Annotated in this window: 22 protein-coding genes; 21 read left to right on the top strand and 1 reads right to left on the bottom strand. The window is 69.8% G+C overall.

Features of this window, described 5'->3' with window-relative positions; genetic code table 11:
* The first annotated feature begins 81 nt into the window (after positions 1-81).
* The 8 genes from AC07NX_RS04815 to AC07NX_RS04780 all read left to right on the top strand — a co-directional run bounded on the left by AC07NX_RS04815 (position 82) and on the right by AC07NX_RS04780 (position 6,865).
* Positions 82-477: a response regulator gene (locus tag AC07NX_RS04815; RefSeq protein ID WP_494639589.1), complete on the top strand. Its 396-nt coding sequence runs from the start codon at positions 82-84 to the stop codon at positions 475-477.
* A gap of 113 nt (positions 478-590) precedes the next feature.
* On the top strand, positions 591-1,625 hold the full coding sequence (adhP, locus tag AC07NX_RS04810; RefSeq protein WP_494639587.1) for an alcohol dehydrogenase AdhP: 1,035 nt from the start codon (positions 591-593) through the stop codon (positions 1,623-1,625).
* Complete coding sequence (locus tag AC07NX_RS04805; RefSeq protein WP_494639586.1) at positions 1,622-2,029, top strand: c-type cytochrome; 408 nt, start codon at positions 1,622-1,624, stop codon at positions 2,027-2,029. Before adhP ends, AC07NX_RS04805 begins: the two co-directional genes overlap by 4 nt.
* Before the next feature lie 117 nt (positions 2,030-2,146).
* The gene (locus AC07NX_RS04800; protein ID WP_494639584.1) at positions 2,147-2,302 is read left to right on the top strand and encodes a hypothetical protein; all 156 of its coding nucleotides are present in this window, start codon (positions 2,147-2,149) and stop codon (positions 2,300-2,302) included.
* 168 nt (positions 2,303-2,470) lie between these two features.
* A complete protein-coding gene (locus AC07NX_RS04795) occupies positions 2,471-3,028 on the top strand; it encodes a hypothetical protein (RefSeq protein WP_494639582.1) in 558 nt (185 codons plus the stop codon).
* Positions 3,025-3,762, top strand: coding sequence for a hypothetical protein (locus AC07NX_RS04790; RefSeq protein ID WP_494639580.1), 738 nt, complete (start codon positions 3,025-3,027; stop codon positions 3,760-3,762). The genes AC07NX_RS04795 and AC07NX_RS04790 overlap by 4 nt, the downstream gene beginning before the upstream one ends.
* A 233-nt stretch (positions 3,763-3,995) precedes the next feature.
* A complete protein-coding gene (locus tag AC07NX_RS04785; protein WP_494639578.1) occupies positions 3,996-4,376 on the top strand; it encodes a c-type cytochrome in 381 nt (126 codons plus the stop codon).
* A 143-nt stretch (positions 4,377-4,519) separates the two neighbouring features.
* Positions 4,520-6,865 (top strand): heavy metal translocating P-type ATPase, encoded by a 2,346-nt coding sequence (locus tag AC07NX_RS04780; RefSeq protein ID WP_494639576.1) that lies wholly within the window; start codon positions 4,520-4,522, stop codon positions 6,863-6,865.
* A 68-nt stretch (positions 6,866-6,933) separates the two neighbouring features.
* Here the strand turns inward: AC07NX_RS04780 and AC07NX_RS04775 are convergent, their stop codons facing one another.
* Positions 6,934-7,227: a hypothetical protein gene (locus AC07NX_RS04775; RefSeq protein ID WP_494639574.1), complete on the bottom strand. Its 294-nt coding sequence runs from the start codon at positions 7,225-7,227 to the stop codon at positions 6,934-6,936.
* A 117-nt stretch (positions 7,228-7,344) separates the two neighbouring features.
* Between AC07NX_RS04775 and ccoN the strand changes: the two genes are divergently transcribed.
* From ccoN to AC07NX_RS04710, 13 genes are all read left to right on the top strand, one after another.
* Positions 7,345-8,988: a cytochrome-c oxidase, cbb3-type subunit I gene (gene ccoN, locus AC07NX_RS04770; protein ID WP_494639573.1), complete on the top strand. Its 1,644-nt coding sequence runs from the start codon at positions 7,345-7,347 to the stop codon at positions 8,986-8,988.
* Between the two features lie 10 nt (positions 8,989-8,998).
* Complete coding sequence (gene ccoO / locus AC07NX_RS04765) at positions 8,999-9,742, top strand: cytochrome-c oxidase, cbb3-type subunit II (protein ID WP_494639571.1); 744 nt, start codon at positions 8,999-9,001, stop codon at positions 9,740-9,742.
* A 4-nt stretch (positions 9,743-9,746) separates the two neighbouring features.
* Positions 9,747-9,908, top strand: a complete 162-nt coding sequence (locus tag AC07NX_RS04760; RefSeq protein WP_494639570.1) for a cbb3-type cytochrome c oxidase subunit 3 — start codon at positions 9,747-9,749, stop codon at positions 9,906-9,908.
* On the top strand, positions 9,905-10,768 hold the full coding sequence (ccoP, locus tag AC07NX_RS04755; RefSeq protein ID WP_494639569.1) for a cytochrome-c oxidase, cbb3-type subunit III: 864 nt from the start codon (positions 9,905-9,907) through the stop codon (positions 10,766-10,768). The genes AC07NX_RS04760 and ccoP overlap by 4 nt, the downstream gene beginning before the upstream one ends.
* Positions 10,769-10,772: 4 nt before the next feature.
* On the top strand, positions 10,773-12,290 hold the full coding sequence (gene ccoG, locus AC07NX_RS04750; protein ID WP_494639568.1) for a cytochrome c oxidase accessory protein CcoG: 1,518 nt from the start codon (positions 10,773-10,775) through the stop codon (positions 12,288-12,290).
* Positions 12,287-12,814 (top strand): FixH family protein, encoded by a 528-nt coding sequence (locus AC07NX_RS04745; protein WP_494639567.1) that lies wholly within the window; start codon positions 12,287-12,289, stop codon positions 12,812-12,814. Before ccoG ends, AC07NX_RS04745 begins: the two co-directional genes overlap by 4 nt.
* Complete coding sequence (locus tag AC07NX_RS04740; RefSeq protein WP_494639566.1) at positions 12,811-14,976, top strand: heavy metal translocating P-type ATPase; 2,166 nt, start codon at positions 12,811-12,813, stop codon at positions 14,974-14,976. The genes AC07NX_RS04745 and AC07NX_RS04740 overlap by 4 nt, the downstream gene beginning before the upstream one ends.
* Entirely contained in the window at positions 14,973-15,134 is a 162-nt protein-coding gene (gene ccoS / locus AC07NX_RS04735) for a cbb3-type cytochrome oxidase assembly protein CcoS (RefSeq protein ID WP_494639565.1), read from the top strand. The genes AC07NX_RS04740 and ccoS overlap by 4 nt, the downstream gene beginning before the upstream one ends.
* Positions 15,135-15,193: 59 nt before the next feature.
* A complete protein-coding gene (gene hemN / locus AC07NX_RS04730) occupies positions 15,194-16,576 on the top strand; it encodes an oxygen-independent coproporphyrinogen III oxidase (RefSeq protein WP_494639564.1) in 1,383 nt (460 codons plus the stop codon).
* A gap of 151 nt (positions 16,577-16,727) precedes the next feature.
* A complete protein-coding gene (locus AC07NX_RS04725) occupies positions 16,728-17,327 on the top strand; it encodes an OmpW family outer membrane protein (RefSeq protein ID WP_494640020.1) in 600 nt (199 codons plus the stop codon).
* A gap of 232 nt (positions 17,328-17,559) precedes the next feature.
* Positions 17,560-18,534: a GAF domain-containing protein gene (locus AC07NX_RS04720; protein ID WP_494639563.1), complete on the top strand. Its 975-nt coding sequence runs from the start codon at positions 17,560-17,562 to the stop codon at positions 18,532-18,534.
* Between the two features lie 132 nt (positions 18,535-18,666).
* Positions 18,667-20,184 (top strand): acetaldehyde dehydrogenase ExaC, encoded by a 1,518-nt coding sequence (gene exaC, locus AC07NX_RS04715; protein WP_494639561.1) that lies wholly within the window; start codon positions 18,667-18,669, stop codon positions 20,182-20,184.
* A gap of 72 nt (positions 20,185-20,256) precedes the next feature.
* The coding region (locus tag AC07NX_RS04710) for a hypothetical protein (RefSeq protein ID WP_494639560.1) at positions 20,257-20,464 on the top strand (208 nt) is incomplete at its 3' end.

Here is a 20,464-nt window from a genome sequence, read left to right as displayed (position 1 = left end):
GGGGCTCTACGTAACGACCGCCTCGGCCTGTCATGGGATGTTCACGTCGCGACCCCTCCTGGTCGCGGCAAGCAGGCGGACATGACGCAAGCGCTTCCCATCAAACCCGAAGCCCGCGCGCGGGTGTTGCTGGTCGAAGACGATCCCGGCGTGCGCCGTTCGCTGCAACTGCTCCTGCGCGGACGAGGCTTCGAGGTCCGCGCCTATGCCTCGGGCCTGGCGCTGTTGGCCGATCCCACGGCGCTCGGCGCGGTGTGCCTGGTCGCCGACTACCGCATGCCCGAGATCGACGGCCTGTTGATCCTGAGGCGGTTGCGAGACTTGGGATGGCAGGGCAAGGCGCTGCTGATCACCGCGTTTCCTTCGGCGCATCTGATCGATCAGGCCCTGGCGGCGGGCTATAGCCGCGTCGTCGAGAAGCCCATGGTCGAGGCCGCCCTCGTCGACGCGGTCGAGCGCGCCGTGGCCGGGCGCTGACGCCTACGTATTACTCCCAACTGCCAGGCGCCTCCGGCGGCGGTATCAAACCGCGATGGTCAGGCGACCCTTTCCTTCCGGGAAACGCCCCCGCCATCACCTGGAGAGACACCATGGACAAGACCATGAAGGCCGCCGTCGTTCGAGCCTTTGGCCAGGCGCTGGTGGTGGAAGAGGTCGCGCGGCCCAAGCCCGGACGTGGTCAGGTGCTGGTCAAGATCGCCGCCTGCGGGGTCTGCCACACCGACCTGCACGCCGCCCACGGCGACTGGCCCATTAAGCCCAGCCTGCCGCTCATTCCGGGCCACGAGGGCGTCGGCACGGTGGTCCAGGTCGGCAAGGGCGTCGAGCACGTCAAGGAAGGCGACCGGGTCGGCGTGCCCTGGCTGCACACGGCCTGCGGGCATTGCACCCACTGCCTGGGCGGCTGGGAGACCCTCTGCGAGGCGCAGCAGAACACCGGCTACTCGGTCAACGGCGGCTTCGCCGAATACGTGCTGGCCGACGCCGACTATCTCGGCCATCTGCCGGCCAATCTGAGCTTCCTGGAGGTGGCGCCGATCCTCTGCGCCGGCGTCACCGTCTACAAGGGCCTGAAGGTCACCGACGCCAAGCCCGGCGACTGGGTGGCGATTTCCGGCATTGGCGGGCTGGGCCACATGGCCGTGCAATACGCCAAGGCCATGGGGTTCAAGGTCGCCGCCGTCGATATTGACGAGGACAAGCTGCGTTTGGCCCGCACCCTGGGCGCCGACATCACGGTCAACGCCAAGGGGACCGATCCTGGCCCCTATCTGCAGAAGGAGATCGGCGGCGCCCAGGGCGTCCTGGTCACCGCCGTGTCGCCCATCGCGTTCTCCCAGGCCCTGGGCATGGTCCGGCGGGGCGGCACGGTGTCGCTCAACGGCCTGCCGCCGGGGGATTTCCCGCTGTCGATCTTCGACACGGTGTTGCGCGGGATCACCGTGCGCGGCTCCATCGTCGGCACGCGGCTGGACCTTCAGGAGGCCCTGGCGTTCGCCGCCGACGGCCGGGTGCGGGCCACGGTCCACGCCGAGGGGCTGGACAACATCAACAGCGTCTTCGACCGTATGGCGCGCGGCGAGATCGAGGGGCGGGTGGTGCTCGACTTCGAGGATCGGCCGTGAAGGGCGACAGGACGATCGGCGCGGTGCTTTTCGCCACCCTGGCCTTGGGCCTGGTGGCGGCGGTTCAGGCTTCCCCCGAGTCCGCGACGCCAGGGCCGTCCTCGCAGGCGCTTGGCGGGCGGGGGATCGCCCAGCGCAACTGCGGCGTCTGCCACGCCGTGGACGCCAGGCCCAGCCCGCTGGCCGAGGCGCCGCCGTTCGCGACCCTGTATCGACGCTACCCGCCAGGCGGCCTCGACGAGATTCTGACCGAAGGCATGCTGGCGCCCAGCCGCAAGCCGGAGGAGGGGTCTCCGGACCACCATCCGCGCATGCCGATGGTCGAACTCGACGATGACGAAGTCGCCCAGCTGAAGGCCTATCTGCGAAGCCTCGATCCTCGGCCCCGGACACCGCCGCGATAGGCCAGGGGCCGTGGCGTCGATCGCTCGCCGCGGTGAAGTTGTTGCACGGTTGAGCAGGATCAAGACCAACGGCGCCCAAGCTCGAAATCATCAGACCACGAACAGGAGGTTCGCGACATGACCGTTCTTCAACTGGCCTTCGTCATCCTGAACGTCGTCGCCTTCGCGACCTTCGTCCTGACCTTGGGCGCTGTGTCGGTGCAGGCCGCCGCCGGCGAAGGGCCGACCATGCGCAGGTCGCCAAGGGCTTGGGACCGGAGGATCGCGCGATGATCCGCCGCCCGTTCCTGGGACTTCGGACCATGGCGGTCGCCGCCGTGGTCGTTGTGGCCGTGGCGTCGCTGGCCAGCTGTCAGCTGCGACAATTCCGTCAGCCCTATCACGAGCCGGTCCTGCAGCCGCCGAGCGCGCGCTAGCGCCGGGGTCCAAGGAGATCTTCCGATGACCTATCCGCGTGGACATGCCTATCGGCGCCCCCTGGATCACCTGGCGCGACAGGCCAAGAGACGATCGGCGCCGCGGTCGCGCCTCGAGCCGCGCTGGATCCTTTCGGCCTTGGCGCTGGTCGCCCCGCTGGCCGGCGGCGCTTCGGCGTCGCTGCTGCAGGCCTGCCTGATGTTGGGGGCCGTCGCCGGCCTTGTCGCGGCCCGACCGACCGGCGCCTTCTGGTCCCTGCTCGCCTGGGGCGGCGCAACCGGGGTTCTGGGCGCCATGCTCGCCGTCTTCGATGCGCCGAACGGTCAGAGCCTCACCCTGCTGGTGCTGGGCGTCGCCGCGGTGCAGGCCTTGGCGCTGCTGGGCGTCGGCCGTCCGGCGACGACCGCGGGATGGCGCGCGCGAGGGCGCGTGCTGCTTTCGCTCAGCGGTCCGCTGGCCCTGGTGATCCTGGCCGCCAACGCCACGCCCGATTGGCGTAGCCTCGAAGCCGCCCTGGCGGTGGCGCTGGATCTGGCGGCCCTGCCGCTGGCCCTGGAGGCGCGTCGGCGGGCCAGGCCATGAGCGAGGTCTTCGCCGATCGGTCGCCCGCGGTCCGCGCCGCTGGAAAATCGTCCTTCTCCAGCGCCATGTCGGACGCGACCAAAAGGGCGCGCGCCAGACGCAAGCTCTGGGTCCCCGCGCTGCTGCTAGGGCTGGTCGCGGCGCTGGCCTGGCCCGCCCAACGGGTGTTTCGCTTGCCGTTGTCCGCCCCGTTCGTCGCCGCGCCCTCGTCGCCGCCCATGCGTCCCGCACCGAGTGCGGCCTTGATCGACCAGACCCGCACGCTCTGGAGGCGGCTCGACGCGACCCTGAAGCCCTGCGACCGAGCGGTGGCCAAGGTCGATTCCGCGCCACCCGCGCCGGGACAGGCGCCGGCGGCGGCGCGACGCGCCTTGGCCGCCCGCGACGCCTGCCGCCGAGCGGGCCTGAGCCTGCTGGCGCTGCGACCGCCCCAAGCCGCGGCGGACTTCGAGCGCGCCGCCTTCAGCCAGGCCCTGGCGCGTTGCCAATATCTCTATGTGGTGGAGGGCAACAGCCACGGACGGCTGGCGGAGGCCTTGAGGACCGGCGCCGAGGGCGCGGCGAAGTTCGAAGCCTGGGCCGATGTCCAGGACAGCAATATCGACGCCCTGGGTTGCCGCATCGGCTTCATCATGGCGGCGCGTCAAGCCGGCTTGCCTCCGTCCTTCTTCGAGGCGGCCGCGCCGATCAAGCCGGTTCCGGCCAACCGTTCGACGCGCGGTTCGCATGCATGAGCGACGAGGATCTGCGTCCGCGGTTCCTGGTCGCCGGGCTCTCGGCGTCTTTTGGGGGGCGACTGGGCGGGCGCTTCGTGCACCGCCGTACCCGGCGGGCCTTGCTTACGGCGAACACCGCGTGACTGGAGGCTGGTCCTGGCGCGGCGCATCACCACCGTGTTGACAAGGATCAAACCGGAGACGGCCGTTCGCACTACCAAGGGTGGCTGTGACACATTGGAGAGACCGAGATGCGCGCCAGAGCGTGGGGCCTGACCTTGATCATCGCCCTGGCCGTGGCGGCGACCGGCGCCGGCCGGCCGCCGACCAGGATCGTCGATCCCCTGCCGCGCGAATCCCTCGCCCTGGGAGAGGCCATCGCCAAGCGCGATTGCGGCGGATGTCACGCCGTGGGACCCTCGGACGAAAGCCGATTGCCTAAGGCCCCTCGGCTGCGTGACCTTCACCGCCGCTATCCGGTCGAGCAGCTTGGCGAGGCCCTCGCTGAAGGCATCGTCGTTGGGCATGAGCCGATGCCGCAATGGGTCTTCGAGCCTCACGAGATCGAGGCTCTCATTACCTATCTGAAGAGCTTGGAGCCGGACGCTCCGGCGCGAACCCACCGGCCATGAGACGCGCGTTGAGGTTTCCGTCAAGCCACGGAAGGCGCCCCGATGGACTGGAACGCCCGCCGCGCCTGGTTGTGGCCCTGACCCGACATCACGGGGCGGCCGTGGCGGTCTAGCGGGACATCACCGCGTTTGGAGGAAGTTCGATGAGCGATGAAGGTCACGACCCCGCCGGCCACCGCCACGACTATCCTGGCCACGACGCATCGGCGGACGGCGTGGCGGTCGATCCGGTTTGCGGCATGACGATCGACGCCGAGGCGACGCGGTATCGCTCCGAATGGGGCGGCCAAAGATTCGTCTTCTGTTCGGCCGGCTGCAAGACCCGGTTCGAAGCTGAACCGGAGCACTATTCCCGTCCCAAGGGCGCGGCGCGGACGGGCGCGATCTACACCTGCCCCATGCACCCGCAGATCCGCCAGGTTGGCCCGGGCGTCTGCCCGATCTGCGGCATGGCGCTGGAGCCGGCCGCGGTGACCGCCGACACGGGCGCCAACCCCGAACTGGCCGACATGAGTCGCCGGTTCTGGATCGGCCTGGCCCTGACCGCGCCGGTCTTCGCCCTGGAGATGGGCGGCCATCTGACCGGCCTGATGATGATGCTCGACCGGCAGGTCTCCAACGGCGTCCAGCTGGCCCTGGCGACGCCGGTGGTGCTGTGGGCCGGCTGGCCGTTCTTCGTGCGCGGTTGGACGTCGATCGTCACCCGGCGGCTCAATATGTTCACCTTGATCGCCATGGGGGTCGGGGTGGCCTGGACCTACAGCCTGGTCGCCGCCCTGCGGCCAGGCCTGTTCCCGCCCGCCTTCCGCGACGCCTCGGGCGCGGTTCCGGTCTATTTCGAGGCGGCGGCGGTGATCACCGTCCTGGTGCTGCTCGGCCAGGTGCTGGAGCTGAGGGCCCGCGAGCGGACGGGTGGGGCGATCAAGGCCCTGCTCAACCTCGCCCCCAAGACCGCCCGTCGCATCCGGGCCGACGGCGCCGACGAGGAGGTCACGCTCGACCTGATCCAGGTCGGCGACCGGCTGCGCGTGCGGCCTGGCGAGAAGGTCCCGGTCGACGGCGAGCTGACCGAAGGGCGGGCGTCGATCGACGAGTCCCTGGTCACCGGCGAGTCGATGCCGGTCACCAAGGAGTCCGGCGCCAAGGTGATCGCCGGCTCGATCAACAAGACCGGTTCGTTCGTGATGCGGGCCGAGAAGGTCGGGGCCGACACCCTGCTGTCGCGCATCGTGCGGATGGTCGCGGACGCCCAACGCAGCCGCGCGCCGATCCAGCGCATGGCCGACCAGGTTTCGGGCTGGTTCGTGCCGGCGGTGATCGCCGCCGCCGCGATCGCCTTCGCGGCCTGGGCGCTGATCGGTCCCGAGCCGCGGCTGTCCTACGCCCTGGTGGCGGCGGTCTCGGTGCTGATCATCGCCTGTCCCTGCGCCTTGGGCCTGGCCACGCCGATGTCGATCATGGTCGGGGTCGGCCGCGGGGCCCAGGCCGGCGTGCTGATCAAGGACGCCGAGGCCCTGGAACGGCTCGAGAAGATCGACACCCTGGTCGTCGACAAGACCGGCACCCTGACCGAGGGGCGGCCCGCGGTGACCGACATCCTGCCCACGCCCGGCTTCGACGCGGCCGAGCTGCTGCGCCTGGCCGCCAGCCTCGAACGCGGCAGCGAGCACCCGCTGGCCGACGCCATTCTGCGCGCCGCCACGGCGCGCGGTCTGAAGCTGTCGGAGGCGAGCGAATTCGACTCCCCGGTCGGCAAGGGCGTCCTGGGCGTGGTCGACGGCCAGCGCATCGCCCTGGGCGGCGCGCGGCTGATGCGCGAGCAGGGCGTCGACACCACCTCGCTGCAAGGCGAGGCCGAGCGCCTGGGCGGCCAGGGGACCACGGCCCTGTTCGCCACGATCGACGGCCGGCTGGCCGGCCTGCTGGGCGTGGCCGATCCCATCAAGCCGACGACGCTGGAAGCGATCCGCGCCCTTCAGGCGCAGGGCGTCCGCCTGGTGATGATGACCGGCGACAACCGCGCCACCGCCCTGGCGGTGGCCCAGCGGCTCGGCATCGACGAGGTGGAGGCCGAGGTTCTGCCCGAGGACAAGGCCAAGGTCGTGCAGAGGCTGCGCGCCGAAGGTCGGGCGGTGGCCATGGCCGGCGACGGGGTCAATGACGCGCCGGCCCTGGCGGCGGCCGAGGTCGGGATCGCCATGGGAGCGGGGGCCGACGTGGCGATCGAAAGCGCCGGCGTTACCCTGCTGAAGGGCGACCTGGTCGGCATCGTCCGGGCCCGGCGGCTGTCGCGGGCGGTGATGCGCAACATCCGTCAGAACCTGCTGTTCGCCTTCGTCTACAATGTCGCGGGCGTGCCGATCGCGGCCGGGCTGCTCTATCCGAGCTTCAAGCTCCTGCTGTCGCCGCAGCTCGCGGCCGCGGCGATGGCCTTGTCGTCATTCAGCGTCATCGCCAACGCCTTGAGGCTGCGGGCGGTCAAGCTCTAGCCAGCGCTCCGGAGTTCTTGGCGCACGTCAAGACGGCGGCGGAGGGCGCGCGCCTTGACGGCGATCCGTCAATCCTGGACGGGCCGCTCAAGCCAGGCGCTCCGGGGCGCGGTCCGGCGCCGCGCGGCGATCGTCAGGGCCAGAAGCGCGGTCAGGATGACGGCCGACGGACAGGCTGGGCAGTGGCCGGGCAGCAGCGCCCAACCGGTCGTCTCGCCGCAGATCGGACCCAGCGCCAGCGCGTTCCAGCGGTTCCAGGCGGCGTCCAGGGCCGCCAGCCAGGCGCCGGCGGCGGCGAGCCCCAGCGCCGTCAGCAGGATTGGGCGAACGATGGAGAGCATGGCGGGCGAACCTTCGATCATGGGCGCTCTTTCGAGACGGCCAATAGGTCGCGCCATGCTCGAAGCTTGGCTTTGATCGGAGTCAATTTTGTCCGCCGTCGGCCATGTGAGATTGCCCCGAACGTCGAGGGAGTCTTCATGTCCGCGTCCGCCACCGTCGCCGCGCCGCCCAAGGGGGCGGGCGCGGTCCTGGTCCTGTCCGTCCTGTGCGCCTTCCTGGCGATCATGGCGGCGGGTCTGTCCGAGGATCCGATCTTCCGGTTTCAGGCCGGGCTGGCATGTCTGGCCGGGGTGATCAGCGCCTTCTTCCTGATCGGCGGCCTGGCCGGCGGGACCTTGCGCGACGCGCCCGACCGCTACGCCGACGGGGTGATCAAGGCCGGGGTCGTGGCGACCATGTTCTGGGCGGCCGTCGGCCTGCTGGTCGGGGTGGTGATCGCCAGCCAGCTGGCCTGGCCGCGGATCTTCTATTTCCCCGAAGCCGGGTGGCTGAACTTCGGACGGCTGCGGCCCGTCCACACGTCCGGGGTGATCTTCGCCTTCGGCGGCAACGCCCTGATCGCCACCTCGTTCTGGGTGGTGCAACGCACCTGCAAGGCTCGGCTGGCCGGCGGCATCGCCCCCTGGTTCGTGTTCTGGGGCTACCAGCTGTTCATCGTCCTGGCCGCCACCGGCTATCTGGCCGGCGCGACCCAGGGCCGCGAATACGCCGAGCCCGAATGGTACGTCGACATCTGGCTGACCATCGTCTGGGTCGTCTATCTGCTGGTGTTCCTGGGCACGATCTGGAAGCGCCGGGAACCCCACATCTACGTGGCCAACTGGTTCTACCTGGCCTTCATCGTCACCATCGCCCTGCTGCACCTGGTCAACAACGCCGCCGTGCCGGTCGGCCTGTTGAACCACAAGTCCTACGGGGTGTTCTCCGGCGTCCAGGACGCCCTGGTCCAATGGTGGTACGGCCACAACGCCGTCGGCTTCTTCCTGACCGCCGGGTTTCTGGGCATGATGTACTACTTCGTGCCCAAGCGCGTGGAGCGCCCAGTCTACAGCTACCGCCTGTCGATCGTGCACTTCTGGGCGCTGATCTTCATCTACATCTGGGCCGGTCCGCACCACCTGCACTACACGGCGTTGCCGCAGTGGGCCCAGACCCTGGGCATGACCTTCTCGATCATGCTGTGGATGCCCTCCTGGGGCGGCATGATCAACGGCCTGATGACCCTTTCGGGGGCCTGGGACAAGCTGCGCACCGACCCGGTGGTGCGCATGATGGTTGTCTCGATCGCCTTCTACGGCATGAGCACCTTCGAAGGGCCGGTGATGTCGATCCGCGCGGTCAACGCGCTTTCCCACTACACCGACTGGACCATCGGCCACGTGCATTCCGGTGCGCTCGGTTGGGTCGGCTTCATCAGCTTCGGGGCGGTCTACTGCATGGTCCCGTGGCTGTGGAAGAAGCCGGCCATCTATTCCAACAAGCTGATCGAGTGGCACTTCTGGCTCGCGACCACCGGCATCCTTCTCTACATCGCCGCGATGTGGGTCTCGGGGATCATGGAAGGCCTGATGTGGCGAGAATACACGCCACAGGGCTTCCTGGCCTACAGCTTCATCGAGACCGTCTCGGCCAAGCACGTCGAGAACGTCATCCGGATGGTCGGGGGGCTCATGTACCTGGCCGGCGCCCTGATCATGATCGTCAATCTCTGGCGCACGGCGCGGATGCCCGGCGCCGTCGAGCCGGCCGTCGCGGCCGCGCCCGCCCTCGCGACCGCCTGAGGATCTTGCGATGTCACTCTGGAAGCATCACGCCAAGTTCGAACGCCACTCCCTGTGGCTGATCATCGGCATCCTGGTCGTGGTCTCGATCGGCGGCCTGGTCGAGATCGCCCCGCTGTTCTGGCTGCAGGGCACGATCGAGAAGGTCGACGGCACGCGGCCCTATACGCCTCTGGAGCTGGAAGGCCGCGACATCTATGTCCGCGAGGGCTGCTATCTGTGCCATTCGCAGATGATCCGTCCGTTGCGCGACGAGGTCGAACGCTACGGCCACTATAGCCTGGCCGCCGAAAGCCTGTACGACCACCCGTTCCAGTGGGGGTCCAAGCGCACGGGCCCGGACCTGGCGCGGGTTGGGGGCAAGTACTCCGACGCCTGGCATCGCGACCACCTGATCGATCCGCGCGCGGTGGTGCCGGAGTCGGTGATGCCGCCCTACAGGTTCCTGGCCGAGACCGAACTCGACTACCGAGACCTGGTCGGCAAGATGAAGGCCCAGCGCGCGGTGGGGGTGCCCTACACGGTCGACGATCTGGCCAACGCCAAGGCCGACCTGGAGGTCCAGGCCGATCCCTATTCGACCGGCGCGGTCGGCCTGCGAAAGCGCTACGGCGCCAAGGCGGTCAACCGCGACTTCGATGGCGACCCCGACAAGATCACCGAGATGGACGCCCTGGTGGCCTACCTGCAGATGCTCGGGACCCTGGTCGATTTCAGTTCCTACAAGGCCCAAGCGCCCGAGAACCAAAGGTAGCGCCATGACCTACGAAACCGTCGCCCGCATCGCCCAGCAGGGAGGGCTGATCTATTTCGGCCTGATCTTCCTGGCCGGGGTGGCCTACGCCCTGTGGCCGTCCAAGACGGCCGAATATCGCCGCGCCGCGCGCCTGCCGCTCGAAGACGAGGGGGACCTGCGATGAGCGAGCGCGAAACCGACGCCCCGACCGGGGTGGAGACGACCGGCCACGAGTGGGACGGCATCAAGGAGCTGGACAATCCCCTGCCGCGCTGGTGGCTGTGGATCTGGGCCGCCTGCGTGGTGTTCGCGGTCGGCTATTGGGTTGCAATGCCGGCCTGGCCGGGCGTGCATGGCTACACCAGGGGCCTGCTGCACGCGTCCGATCGTGTCGCCGTGGCTGACAGCCTCAAGGTCCTGGACGCCCAGCGCGGCGCCAGCGCCCGGGCCTTGCGCACCGCCAGCCTCGAAGAGATCGAGCGCGATCCCAAGCTTTTGGCCTACGCCCAGCAGGTCGGCCAATCGGTGTTCGGGGACAACTGCGCCACCTGCCACGGGATTGGCGGCACCGGCGGCAAGGGCTATCCCAATCTTCGCGACGACGCCTGGCTGTGGGGCGGCAAGCTCGAGGACATCCAGGACACCATCACCCACGGCGTGCGCACCGGCCGACCGGGCGCGCGCCTGTCGCAGATGCCCGCCTTCGGCCGCGACGAGATGCTGTCGGCCGCGACGATCGACGACCTGACTGAGTATGTCGTCAAGCTGTCGGGACGGCCCGCCGACGCGGCCGCCGCGGCGCGTGCGGCGCCGGTGTTCGCCGAGCAGTGCGCCAGCTGCCACGGCGTCGCGGGCCTGGGCGACCAGACCATCGGCGCGCCCAACCTGACCGACCGCGACTGGCTCTATGGACAAGGCCGCGCCGACATTCGCGGCCAGATCTACGCTGGCAAGGGCGGGGTCATGCCCACCTGGAGCGGCCGGCTGAGCCCGGAAACCCTCAAGGCGCTGGCCGTCTACGTCCACGCCAACGCTGGCCAGTAGGGTCATGCCCACCCTGATCGACAGCACCCGTTCCCCCACGCCGCCCAAGTCGGAGGGCAAGGCGCAAGCACGCGCGGCGGTCTCGGCCGCCGCGCGCGCCAAGGGGCGGGGCGACGCCAGGGGCGGGCTCTACAAGCCGCGCGAGCCGATCTATCCCAAGCTCGTCCATGGTCGGTGGCGGACCGTCAAGTGGGCGCTGCTGATCGCCACCCTGGCCATCTACTACGTCACCCCCTGGATCCGCTGGGCCCGGCCCGGCGACCTGCCGCAGCAGGCGGTGCTGGTCGACTTCACCGGCCGCCGGTTCTACTTCTTCGACATCCAGCTGTGGCCGCAGGAAGTCTATATCTTCACCGGCCTGATGATCATGGGCGCGCTGGCCCTGTTCCTGGTGACGGCGCTGTTTGGACGGCTGTGGTGCGGCTACGCCTGTCCCCAGACCGTCTGGACCGACCTCTACATCGTCGTCGAGCGCCTGTTCGAGGGCGACCGCAACGCCCGCATGCGCCTGGACGCCCAGCCGCTGTCGCTCGACAAGGCCTGGCGCAAGAGCGGCAAGCACCTGACCTGGCTGGCCATAGCCTTCGGCACGGGCGGGGCCTGGATCTTCTATTTCCATGACGCCCCGACCCTGATCCGCACGTTCTGGACGGGCCAAGCCCCCGTGACGGCCTACGTCTCCTGCGCCCTGCTGACCGCCACCACCTACGGCTTCGCCGGCTGGATGCGCGAGCAGGTCTGCACCTACATGTGCCCCTGGCCGCGCATCCAGGGGGCCATGCTCGACGAGCACTCGCTGCAGGTGACCTATCTTCGCGATCGCGGCGAACCGCGCGGCGCCCACAAGAAGGACCGGGACTGGGCCGGACGCGGGGATTGCATCGACTGCAAGCAATGCGTGGTCGTCTGCCCGATGGGGATCGACATCCGCGACGGCAGCCAGCTGGAATGCATCAATTGCGGCCTGTGCGTGGACGCCTGCGACGAGATCCTCGGCAAGCTCGGCCGCCCGACCGGCCTGATCGCCTACGACACCGATGCGGCGGTGGCGGCCCGGGCCCGCGGCCAGGCGGCGGCCTACAAGCCGGTGCGCGCGCGAACGCTCTATTACGCCCTGGCCTTCGTCCTGGTCAGCGGGCTGACGCTGTGGGGTCTGCTGGCCCGGCCCAAGGTCGACCTCCACGTCATCCGCGATCGCAATCCGATCTTCGTGCGCATGCACGACGGGGCGGTCCGCGACGGCTACACGCTGAAGATCAGCAACCGCACCTTCTTCGACCAGCGCTTCGTCATCGCCTTCGACGGGGTGGCCGGCGCGCGCCTCGGCCGGCCCGGCGGCGCGGCTGATCCCGGCGTGGTGCTGGCGCCCGCCGACCAGGTCGTGTCCGTGCGGGTCTTCGTCACCGCGCCGGCCGACGCGGCCCTGGCGACCAGCACGCCCGTGCGGTTCGTCATCACCTCCGGCGCCGCGCGCGCCGAGGCCAAGACCGTCTTCCTCTCCGGAGCCGAGAACCCGCAATGACGCTCGCCGCCCCCCCATCCGCCCCGGCCGCGCCGGGCATCGCCTCGGGCAAGACCGTCCTGACCGGCTGGCATGTGCTGGCCATGGTGGTGGCGTTCTTCGCCGTGGTGATCGGCGTCGACGCCTTCTTCATGGTCAAGGCCTACGCCACCTTCTCCGGCCAGGTGGCCTCCAATCCGTACGAGGCGGGCTTGGCGTTCAACAGGACCCTCGCCCAGCGCGAACGCGAGGCGGCCCTGGGCTGGTCGGCCGCCGTCGACGCGAGTGCCGGCGACGCCGTCGTGGTTCGCCTGGTCGATCGCGCCGGCCGTCCCCTCGACCGATTGTCCCTGACCGGGGCGCTCGATCGCCCGGCCACGGAAAGCGGCCGCCAGACCCTGGCCTTCGAACCCCTGGGCGACGGGCGATACCAGGCCCGGGCCCGCCTGGACGGCGCCTGGGACCTGCGCGCCACGGCCCGCGACGATCGGAACGTTCTCGAGCTGGAGACCCGGCTGGTGGCCCCGGCCGGAGCGGGTCGGTGAGCCCGGTCCTGGCGCGCCGCCCGGACCTGGAGGCCTTCGTCCGCCGCGACGGCGAGGGCGGCGGGCGTCTGGAGCTGCTGGTCGCCGGCGCGCGGTGCGCGGCCTGCATCCGCAAGATCGAGGCGGCCGTGGACGCCCTGCCGGGCGTGGCGGGCGCGCGCCTGAACCTGACCACCGGCAAGCTGGCGGTCGACCTGGCGGGCCCGGACGCCCAGCCGGACGTGATCATGGAGACGGTCGAGGCCCTGGGGTACCGGGCGACCCTCTTCGATCCGGCCCAGGCCATCGCGGCCCAGGACCAGGAGGGGCGAGAGCTCGCCGTGGCCCTGGGCGTGGCGGGCTTTGGCGCCGGCAACGTGATGATGTTCACGGTCCCGGCCTGGGCGGGGCTGTTTGGCCAGGAGCTGAACGCCTCGACCCTGACGCTGATGTATTGGATGGCCGCCATCGTCGCCACGCCCTGCGCCCTGTTCGCGGGGCGGCCGTTCTTTCGCTCGGCCTGGGCCTCGCTGCGGCGGGGCAAGGCCAATATGGACGTGCCGATCTCGATCGGCGTGATCCTCACCCTGGCCGTCAGCTTCTCCGAGACCCTGCTGCACGGCCGTCACGCCTATTTCGACGCGGCCGTGACCTTGCTCTTCCTGCTGCTGATCGGCCGCTATCTGGACCACCGCCTGCGAGCCAGCGCCCGCTCGGCGGCGCGGGACCTGCTGGCCCTGCAGGCGCCCGTGGCCCTGCGCCTGCATCACGGCGTGGAGTCGGGCGTGCCCGTGGTCCAGGTGCGGGTGGGCGACCGCCTGGCGGTTCCGCCCGGCCAGAGGATCCCCGTCGACGGCCAGGTCGAGGCGGGCGTGTCGGACATCGACAACGCCCTGATCACCGGCGAGACGGCCCTGACGGCCGTCGGCCCGGGCGCGCGGCTGCACGCCGGCGCCCTGAACCTGACCGGGCGGCTAGTGATGGTCGCCAGCGCCCGCAGCGAGGACTCCACCCTGGCGGCGATCGCGCGGCTGATGGAGGCCGGCGCCCAGAGCCGATCGGCCTATGTGCGTCTGGCCGACAAGGCCGCGGCGCTCTATGTGCCGATCGTCCACGCCGCCGCGGCCCTGACCTTCGTCGGCGCGTGGTCGCTGGGCCTTGGCCCGCGCGAGGCCCTGTTGAGGGCCGCGGCGGTGCTGATCGTCACCTGTCCCTGCGCGCTGGGCCTGGCCGCGCCGGCGGTGCAGATCGCCGCCAGCGCGCGGCTTTTTCGCAGGGGCGTGCTGGTCAAGTCCGGCGCGGCGCTCGAACGCCTGGCCGAGGTCGACCACGTGGTGCTCGACAAGACCGGGGTCTTGACCGAGGGGCGCCCGCGCCTGGTCGACGCGCCGGCCCATCTGGTCGCCCTGGCCGCGCCGCTGGCCCGCGCCTCGCGCCATCCCCTGGCCCTGGCCCTGGCGCGCGAGGCGGGCGTGGGCCTGGTGGCGCAGGCCTGCGTGGAGACGGTGGGGCAGGGCGTCGAAGGGCTCATCCAGGGCCGGCGCGCGCGTCTGGGGCGGGCCGCGTTCGTCGGCGTCGAGCAGACCCAGGGCGCGGAGACGGAGCTGTGGTTCGGCTTCGAGGGCGACCTGAAGATCCGTTTCACCCTCGAGGACGCGCCCCGCGCCGACGCCGTCCAGGCCGTCGCGAACCTGCGCGCGCTGGGGCTGACGGTCGAAATCCTGTCCGGTGACCTGCCTGGGCCGGTCTCGAGGATCGCCGCGGCGTTGGGTATCGCCGACTGGCGCGCGGGCCTGACGCCCTTCGACAAGGTGGAGGCGATCGACACGCTCAAGGCGCGGAATCGCAAGGTCTTGATGGTCGGCGACGGCCTCAACGACGCCGCCGCCCTGGCCCGCGCCCATGCTTCGATGGCGCCGGGCGCGGCCGTCGACGCGGCGCAGAACGCCGCCGACCTGGTGTTCACCGGCGAGGGCCTGGCGGCGGTCGCCACGGCGGTCGGCGTGGCCCGCTCGGCCCGGGCGCGCGCCTTGCAGAACTTCGCCTTCTCCGCTGCCTACAACCTGGTGGCCATGCCCGCCGCCATGGCGGGCCTGGTAAATCCGTTCATCGCGGCCCTGGCGATGTCGGGCTCCTCGATGGTCGTTCTGCTCAACGCCCTGCGTCCGGGATGGCGGCGATGAACATCATCCTGTTCCTGGCGCCGTGCTCGATCGGGCTGGGCGCCCTGGGCCTGGCGGCCTTCCTGTGGACCATGCGGGCGGGCCAGTACGACGACCCCAAGGGCGACGCGGCCCGCGTGCTCTACGACCATCTCGACGACAGGCCGCCGCCCGATTGATCCAGATCACGGCGAAGCGCCCAGCCGACGGGTCTTCTCACGGCGACTGGAGACCCGCCATGACCCTCTCGACGCCGTGTGAGCGCCATCCCCACCCCGCCGCCTCGCAGCGCCTGCGGCTGCTCGAGCGCTACGACCAGCGCGCTCCACGGTACACCAGCTACCCCACCGCCCTGGACTTTGGACCGTCGGTGGACGGCCAGGTCTACGGCGATTGGCTGTCGGCCCTGGATCCGGCCGATCCGGTGTCGCTCTATGTCCACGTGCCGTTCTGCGCGCGCCTGTGCTGGTACTGCGGCTGCAACACCCGGGTGGTGCGCAAGCCCGAACTGATCTCCGACTACGTCCAGGGGCTGATCGAGGAACTGATCTTGGTCGAGCGGCGCCTGCCGGGCCGGATGGGGGCCGGCGCCGTGCACCTGGGCGGCGGCACGCCCAACATGCTGTCGCGCGACGACCTGGTGCGATTGTTCGCCGCCCTGCGCCACGTCTTCCCGTTCCGGCCGGGCGTGGAGATTTCCGCCGAACTCGATCCCGCCGTCCTGACCGAAAGCTGGGTGAAGGCCGCGGCCTTCCATGGCCTGACCCGGGCCAGCCTCGGCGTCCAGGACCTGGCGCCCCATGTCCAGCAGGCCGTCAACCGGGTCGAGCCGTTCGAGGTGGTCGAGCGCGCGGTCGGGTGGTTGCGCCAGGCGGGCGTCGCCTCGGTGAATCTCGACCTGATGTACGGCCTGCCGCGCCAGCGCCAGGCCGACGTCGTCGCCACCCTCGACAAGGTGCTTACCCTGCGCCCGGAGCGCATCGTCCTGTTCGGCTACGCCCATGTGCCATGGGCCAAGGCCCATCAAAAGCTGATCGACGCCAGCGTGCTGGCCGGCGCCGAGGAGCGCCTGGAGCAGAGCCTGGCCGCCGCCGAACGCCTGCTGGCCGCCGGTTACGTGGCGGTCGGCCTGGACCACTTCGCCCTGCCGAGCGATCCGCTCTGCCAGGGCGCGTTGCGGCGCAATTTCCAGGGCTACACCAGCGACCCGTATCCGACCTTGATCGGGCTGGGCGCCTCGTCGATCGGCCGCCTGCCGCAGGGCTTCGTGCAAAACCACGTCGGCGAACTGGCCTGGCGCGCCGATCTCGACGCGGGCCGGCTGCCGGTCGCCCGCGGCCTGATCTTGACCGATGAGGATCGCCTGCGCGGTGAGGTAATCGAGCGGCTGATGTGCGACGGTTCCGTCGAGTTGGACGCGGTGGCCGCGCGGCATGGCCAGGACCGCTCCGCCTTCGCCGCCGACCTGCGAAGGCTGTCGGCCCTGCAGGCGGACGGCCTGGTCGGGGTCGACGGCGGTCGGGTCGTCGTGACGGCCCTGGGGCGACCCTTCGTACGGGTCGTGGCCCAGGTGTTCGATCGCCACTCGAATGTTCAGCAGCGATTTTCGCGCGCGGTATAGATTTTCGGATTTATGACGCAGGTCAAGTTTAAGGATCGGCGTATCCTCTAGAACAAGCCCAGGCAACCACTGCTGAGAGTGAGTTGCGATGAAATGGGGATAGACTGTGAAAAAGCTCCTGTTTGTAGCGGCGGTCGCCGCCGAGCTGTCGATGGGTGTGGCCCACGCCGAGGATTTCCAGCCCAAGGCGAAGGGCGACCTGATCGTCCATCTTCGCCTGAGCGAGGTGGCGCCCGACAAGGACGCGGCGATCCTGACCGGCGCCGGGGCGGCCACCGGCCTGAAGGCCCATGTCGGCGACGACGTGATGCCGACCCTGGGCTTCACCTACTTCCTGAGCGACAAGGTCGCGGTCGAGGCGATCCTGGGGACCACCCAGCACAGCATCCGTGCGCAGGGCCCGGGCACGGACGTCCTGACCCACAAGACCTGGGTGCTGCCGCCGGTCGTGACCCTGCAATATCACCCGCTGCCGGCCGCCCGGGTCAGCCCCTATGTCGGGGCCGGGATCAACTACATGCTGTTCTACGGCGGCAAGGACAAGAACGGCTTCAAGGTGAAGGTCGACGACGGCTTCGGCTACGCGCTGCAGGCGGGGGTCGACGTGGCGGTCAAGGGACCCTGGTCGCTGAACGCCGACGTCAAGAAAGTGTGGTTCGACACCGACGCCAAGATCAACGGCGGCGCGCTGAAGGCCAAGGTCAACCTTGACCCGATCGTCGCGTCGGTCGGCGTCAGCCGCAAGTTCTAGGCGCGCTTGCCCCCAGGCGCGTCGCGTGAACCGTTGTCCAGCCGAACTTTGTCTTGGCAAAGCCCAAGCGCGCCTGGTCTCGCAGACCGGGCGCGCGAGAGCGCTGTACAAAGGCTTGTGGGGCGAGGGGGCCGCGGTCGGGATCACGACGCGCCTTTCTGACAGAAGGTCTCATTGACGTTTGGCCGCGCCGGGCGCGACCATGGACGAAAGGGGGCGGGAGAGCACCAGCATGGACGAGAGATCCAGAGGGGGGCACGGAAGCCGGATCAAACAGGCGCTGGACGACGCCGCCAGCCCAGCGAGTTCGGCCCTGGCCGCGTCCTGGCGGCGATCGATGTCGCTGCATGGGCTTGATCCCGAGGACGCCGGCGGCCCCCAGACCCTGACCGAGACGCAATTGCATCAGGCGCGCCAGGCCATGGAGCCGATGACGCGGGCCGCGCAGGGCGTGCTCGATCGGCTGTTTCTCGCCATAGGCGACACCGGATGTTGCGTGCTGCTGACCAATGCCGACGGTGTGCCCATCGAGCGCCGGGGCGCGGCGGCCGATGACGCGCTTTTTCGTCGTTGGGGCCTTTGGCCCGGCGCGGTCTGGTCCGAAGCGGTCGAGGGCACCAACGGCATCGGCACGGCCCTGGTCGAACACCGCCCCCTCACCATCCACGGCGGACAGCACTTCCATACCCGCAACACCGCGCTCAGCTGTGTCAGCCACCCGATCCACGATCCGCAGGGGCGGCTGGCGGGTCTGCTGGACGTCTCGTCCTGCCGGGCCGACGCCACCGCCGGCATGCTGGGCCTGATCGCCGCCGCGGTAGCGGACGCGGCACGCGCCATCGAGGCCCAGTCTTTCCGCCAGGCCTTCGCCACGGCGCGGATCGTGCTGGCCGGCGAGGCGGCCGAGCGCAACGCCGCCGCGCTGCTGGCCGTGGATCGGGACGACCTCGTCATCGGGGCCACCCGGGCCGCGCGCCTAGCGCTGGCGATCACCGACGAGCGTATCGCCGGGCAACTGGCGGCTTCGGAGGTGCTGGGTCCCGGCTCGGTCGAAGGCGATCTCCTCGAGGCCGAGCGGGGAGCCGTGCGCCGCGCCCTGGCCCTGAGCGGCGGCAACGTCTCGGCGGCGGCGCGCGCGCTGGGGATCAGCCGGGCGACCCTGCATCGCAAGCTTCATCGGCTCGGCCTGGCCAGCGAACCGCACTGAGGCGACTGTCGCAATCCTGCGACAGGTTTGCGTCGCAGCATCGAGGGGCGGTCTGGTGTTTCCATCCTGGCGGGCGGAGCCTGGTTTCCAAAGACGTCGACAATCGACGCCCGAGGAAACCAGGAGGCTTTGATGACCAAGCCGCAATTCGTCCGCGCCGTGACCCCTCAGTTCAAGCCGCGCTATGACAACTTCATCGGCGGCCAGTGGGTCGCGCCGGTCAACGGCCGCTATTTCGAGAACACGTCCCCGGTGAACGGCCAGGTCCTTTGCGAAGTGGCGCGATCCGACGCGGCCGACGTCGAGCTGGCGCTCGACGCGGCCCACGCCGCCAAGGACGCGTGGGGCAGGACCAGCGTCACCGAACGGGCCGTGATCCTGAACCGGATCGCCGACCGGATCGAGGCCAACCTCAAGGCCGTCGCCGAGGCCGAGACCTGGGACAACGGCAAGCCGGTGCGCGAGACTCTGGCCGCCGATATCCCGCTGGCCATCGATCATTTCCGTTACTTCGCCGGCTGCATCCGCGCCCAGGAAGGCGGTATTTCCGAGCTTGACCACGATACGGTCGCCTACCACTTTCACGAGCCGCTCGGCGTGGTCGGCCAGATCATCCCGTGGAACTTCCCGATCCTGATGGCCGCCTGGAAGATCGCCCCGGCCCTGGCGGCGGGCAACTGCATCGTGCTCAAGCCGGCGGAGCAGACGCCGGCCTCGATCCTGGTGGTGATCGAGCTGATCCAGGATCTGCTGCCGCCGGGCGTGCTGAACATCGTCTCGGGGACCGGCATGGAGGTCGGCGAACCGCTGGCCACCAATCCGCGCATCGCCAAGATCGCCTTCACCGGCTCGACCGCCGTCGGCCAGAAGATCATGGAATACGCGACCCGCAACGTCATCCCCGTCACGCTGGAGCTGGGCGGCAAGTCGCCGAACATCTTCTTCAAGGACGTGATGGACGCCGACGACGCCTTCCTGGACAAGGCGCTGGAGGGTTTTGCGATGTTCGCCCTGAACCAGGGCGAGGTCTGCACCTGCCCCAGCCGGGCCCTGATCCACGAGGACATCTACGAGGCCTTCATCGAGAAGGCGATCGCACGGGTCGAAGCGATCCGGCAAGGCGATCCGCTGGACCCCGGCACCCAGGTCGGCGCCCAGGCCTCCAGCCAGCAGCTGAAGAAGATCCTGGGCTATCTGCAGCTGGGCAAGGACGAAGGCGCGCAGGTGCTGACCGGCGGCGACCAGGCGGTGCTCGAGGACGACCTGGCCGGCGGCTACTACGTCAAGCCGACGGTGTTCAAGGGCACGAACGACATGCGGATCTTCCAGGAGGAGATCTTCGGTCCGGTGCTGGCGGTCACCACCTTCAAGACCCTGGAAGAGGCCATCGCCATCGCCAACGATACCGAGTACGGCCTGGGCGCCGGGGTGTGGTCGCGCGACATGAACACCGCCTATCGCGCGGGCCGCGCCATCCAGGCCGGCCGGGTCTGGACCAACTGCTATCACCAGTATCCGGCCCACGCCGCGTTCGGCGGCTACAAGAAATCGGGCATCGGGCGCGAGAACCATCGCATGATGCTGGACCACTACCAGCAGACCAAGAACCTGCTGGTCAGCTACAGCCCCGACAAGCTCGGCTTCTTCTAGCCTCCTTCCACGCACGGGGCGTCGGCGCGATCGACGCCCCACGACGTCGTCACCAAGCAGGGACACCCATTCATGGCCAAGACCATGGAAGCCGCCGGTCCGTTCCGGCGCGCGGCCGAGCGTGAAGGAAGCCTGGCGGCCTTCTCGTCGCCCGAATATCCGGTTCCCGACGACTGGGCGGGCAAGGCCCATATCGACGCCGGCGGCTATGAGGCGGCGCTGGCGCGGGTGGAGGCCGATCCGGAGGGCTATTGGCGCGACGTGGCCGGCCGGCTGGACT

The organism is Caulobacter sp. GW821-FHT09A05, from assembly GCF_059418465.1.
This window is presented reverse-complemented; position numbering and strand designations above follow the sequence as displayed.

Coding starts and splice junctions, on each gene's coding strand:
- AC07NX_RS04815 (WP_494639589.1), top strand. CDS start 82: ATGACGCAAGCGCTTCCCATCAAACCCGAAGCCCGCGCGCGGGTGTTG.
- adhP (WP_494639587.1), top strand. CDS start 591: ATGGACAAGACCATGAAGGCCGCCGTCGTTCGAGCCTTTGGCCAGGCG.
- AC07NX_RS04800 (WP_494639584.1), top strand. CDS start 2,147: ATGACCGTTCTTCAACTGGCCTTCGTCATCCTGAACGTCGTCGCCTTC.
- AC07NX_RS04795 (WP_494639582.1), top strand. CDS start 2,471: ATGACCTATCCGCGTGGACATGCCTATCGGCGCCCCCTGGATCACCTG.
- AC07NX_RS04790 (WP_494639580.1), top strand. CDS start 3,025: ATGAGCGAGGTCTTCGCCGATCGGTCGCCCGCGGTCCGCGCCGCTGGA.
- AC07NX_RS04785 (WP_494639578.1), top strand. CDS start 3,996: ATGCGCGCCAGAGCGTGGGGCCTGACCTTGATCATCGCCCTGGCCGTG.
- AC07NX_RS04780 (WP_494639576.1), top strand. CDS start 4,520: ATGAGCGATGAAGGTCACGACCCCGCCGGCCACCGCCACGACTATCCT.
- AC07NX_RS04775 (WP_494639574.1), bottom strand. CDS start 7,227: ATGATCGAAGGTTCGCCCGCCATGCTCTCCATCGTTCGCCCAATCCTG.
- ccoN (WP_494639573.1), top strand. CDS start 7,345: ATGTCCGCGTCCGCCACCGTCGCCGCGCCGCCCAAGGGGGCGGGCGCG.
- ccoO (WP_494639571.1), top strand. CDS start 8,999: ATGTCACTCTGGAAGCATCACGCCAAGTTCGAACGCCACTCCCTGTGG.
- AC07NX_RS04760 (WP_494639570.1), top strand. CDS start 9,747: ATGACCTACGAAACCGTCGCCCGCATCGCCCAGCAGGGAGGGCTGATC.
- ccoP (WP_494639569.1), top strand. CDS start 9,905: ATGAGCGAGCGCGAAACCGACGCCCCGACCGGGGTGGAGACGACCGGC.
- ccoG (WP_494639568.1), top strand. CDS start 10,773: ATGCCCACCCTGATCGACAGCACCCGTTCCCCCACGCCGCCCAAGTCG.
- AC07NX_RS04745 (WP_494639567.1), top strand. CDS start 12,287: ATGACGCTCGCCGCCCCCCCATCCGCCCCGGCCGCGCCGGGCATCGCC.
- ccoS (WP_494639565.1), top strand. CDS start 14,973: ATGAACATCATCCTGTTCCTGGCGCCGTGCTCGATCGGGCTGGGCGCC.
- hemN (WP_494639564.1), top strand. CDS start 15,194: ATGACCCTCTCGACGCCGTGTGAGCGCCATCCCCACCCCGCCGCCTCG.
- AC07NX_RS04725 (WP_494640020.1), top strand. CDS start 16,728: ATGGGTGTGGCCCACGCCGAGGATTTCCAGCCCAAGGCGAAGGGCGAC.
- AC07NX_RS04720 (WP_494639563.1), top strand. CDS start 17,560: ATGGACGAGAGATCCAGAGGGGGGCACGGAAGCCGGATCAAACAGGCG.
- exaC (WP_494639561.1), top strand. CDS start 18,667: ATGACCAAGCCGCAATTCGTCCGCGCCGTGACCCCTCAGTTCAAGCCG.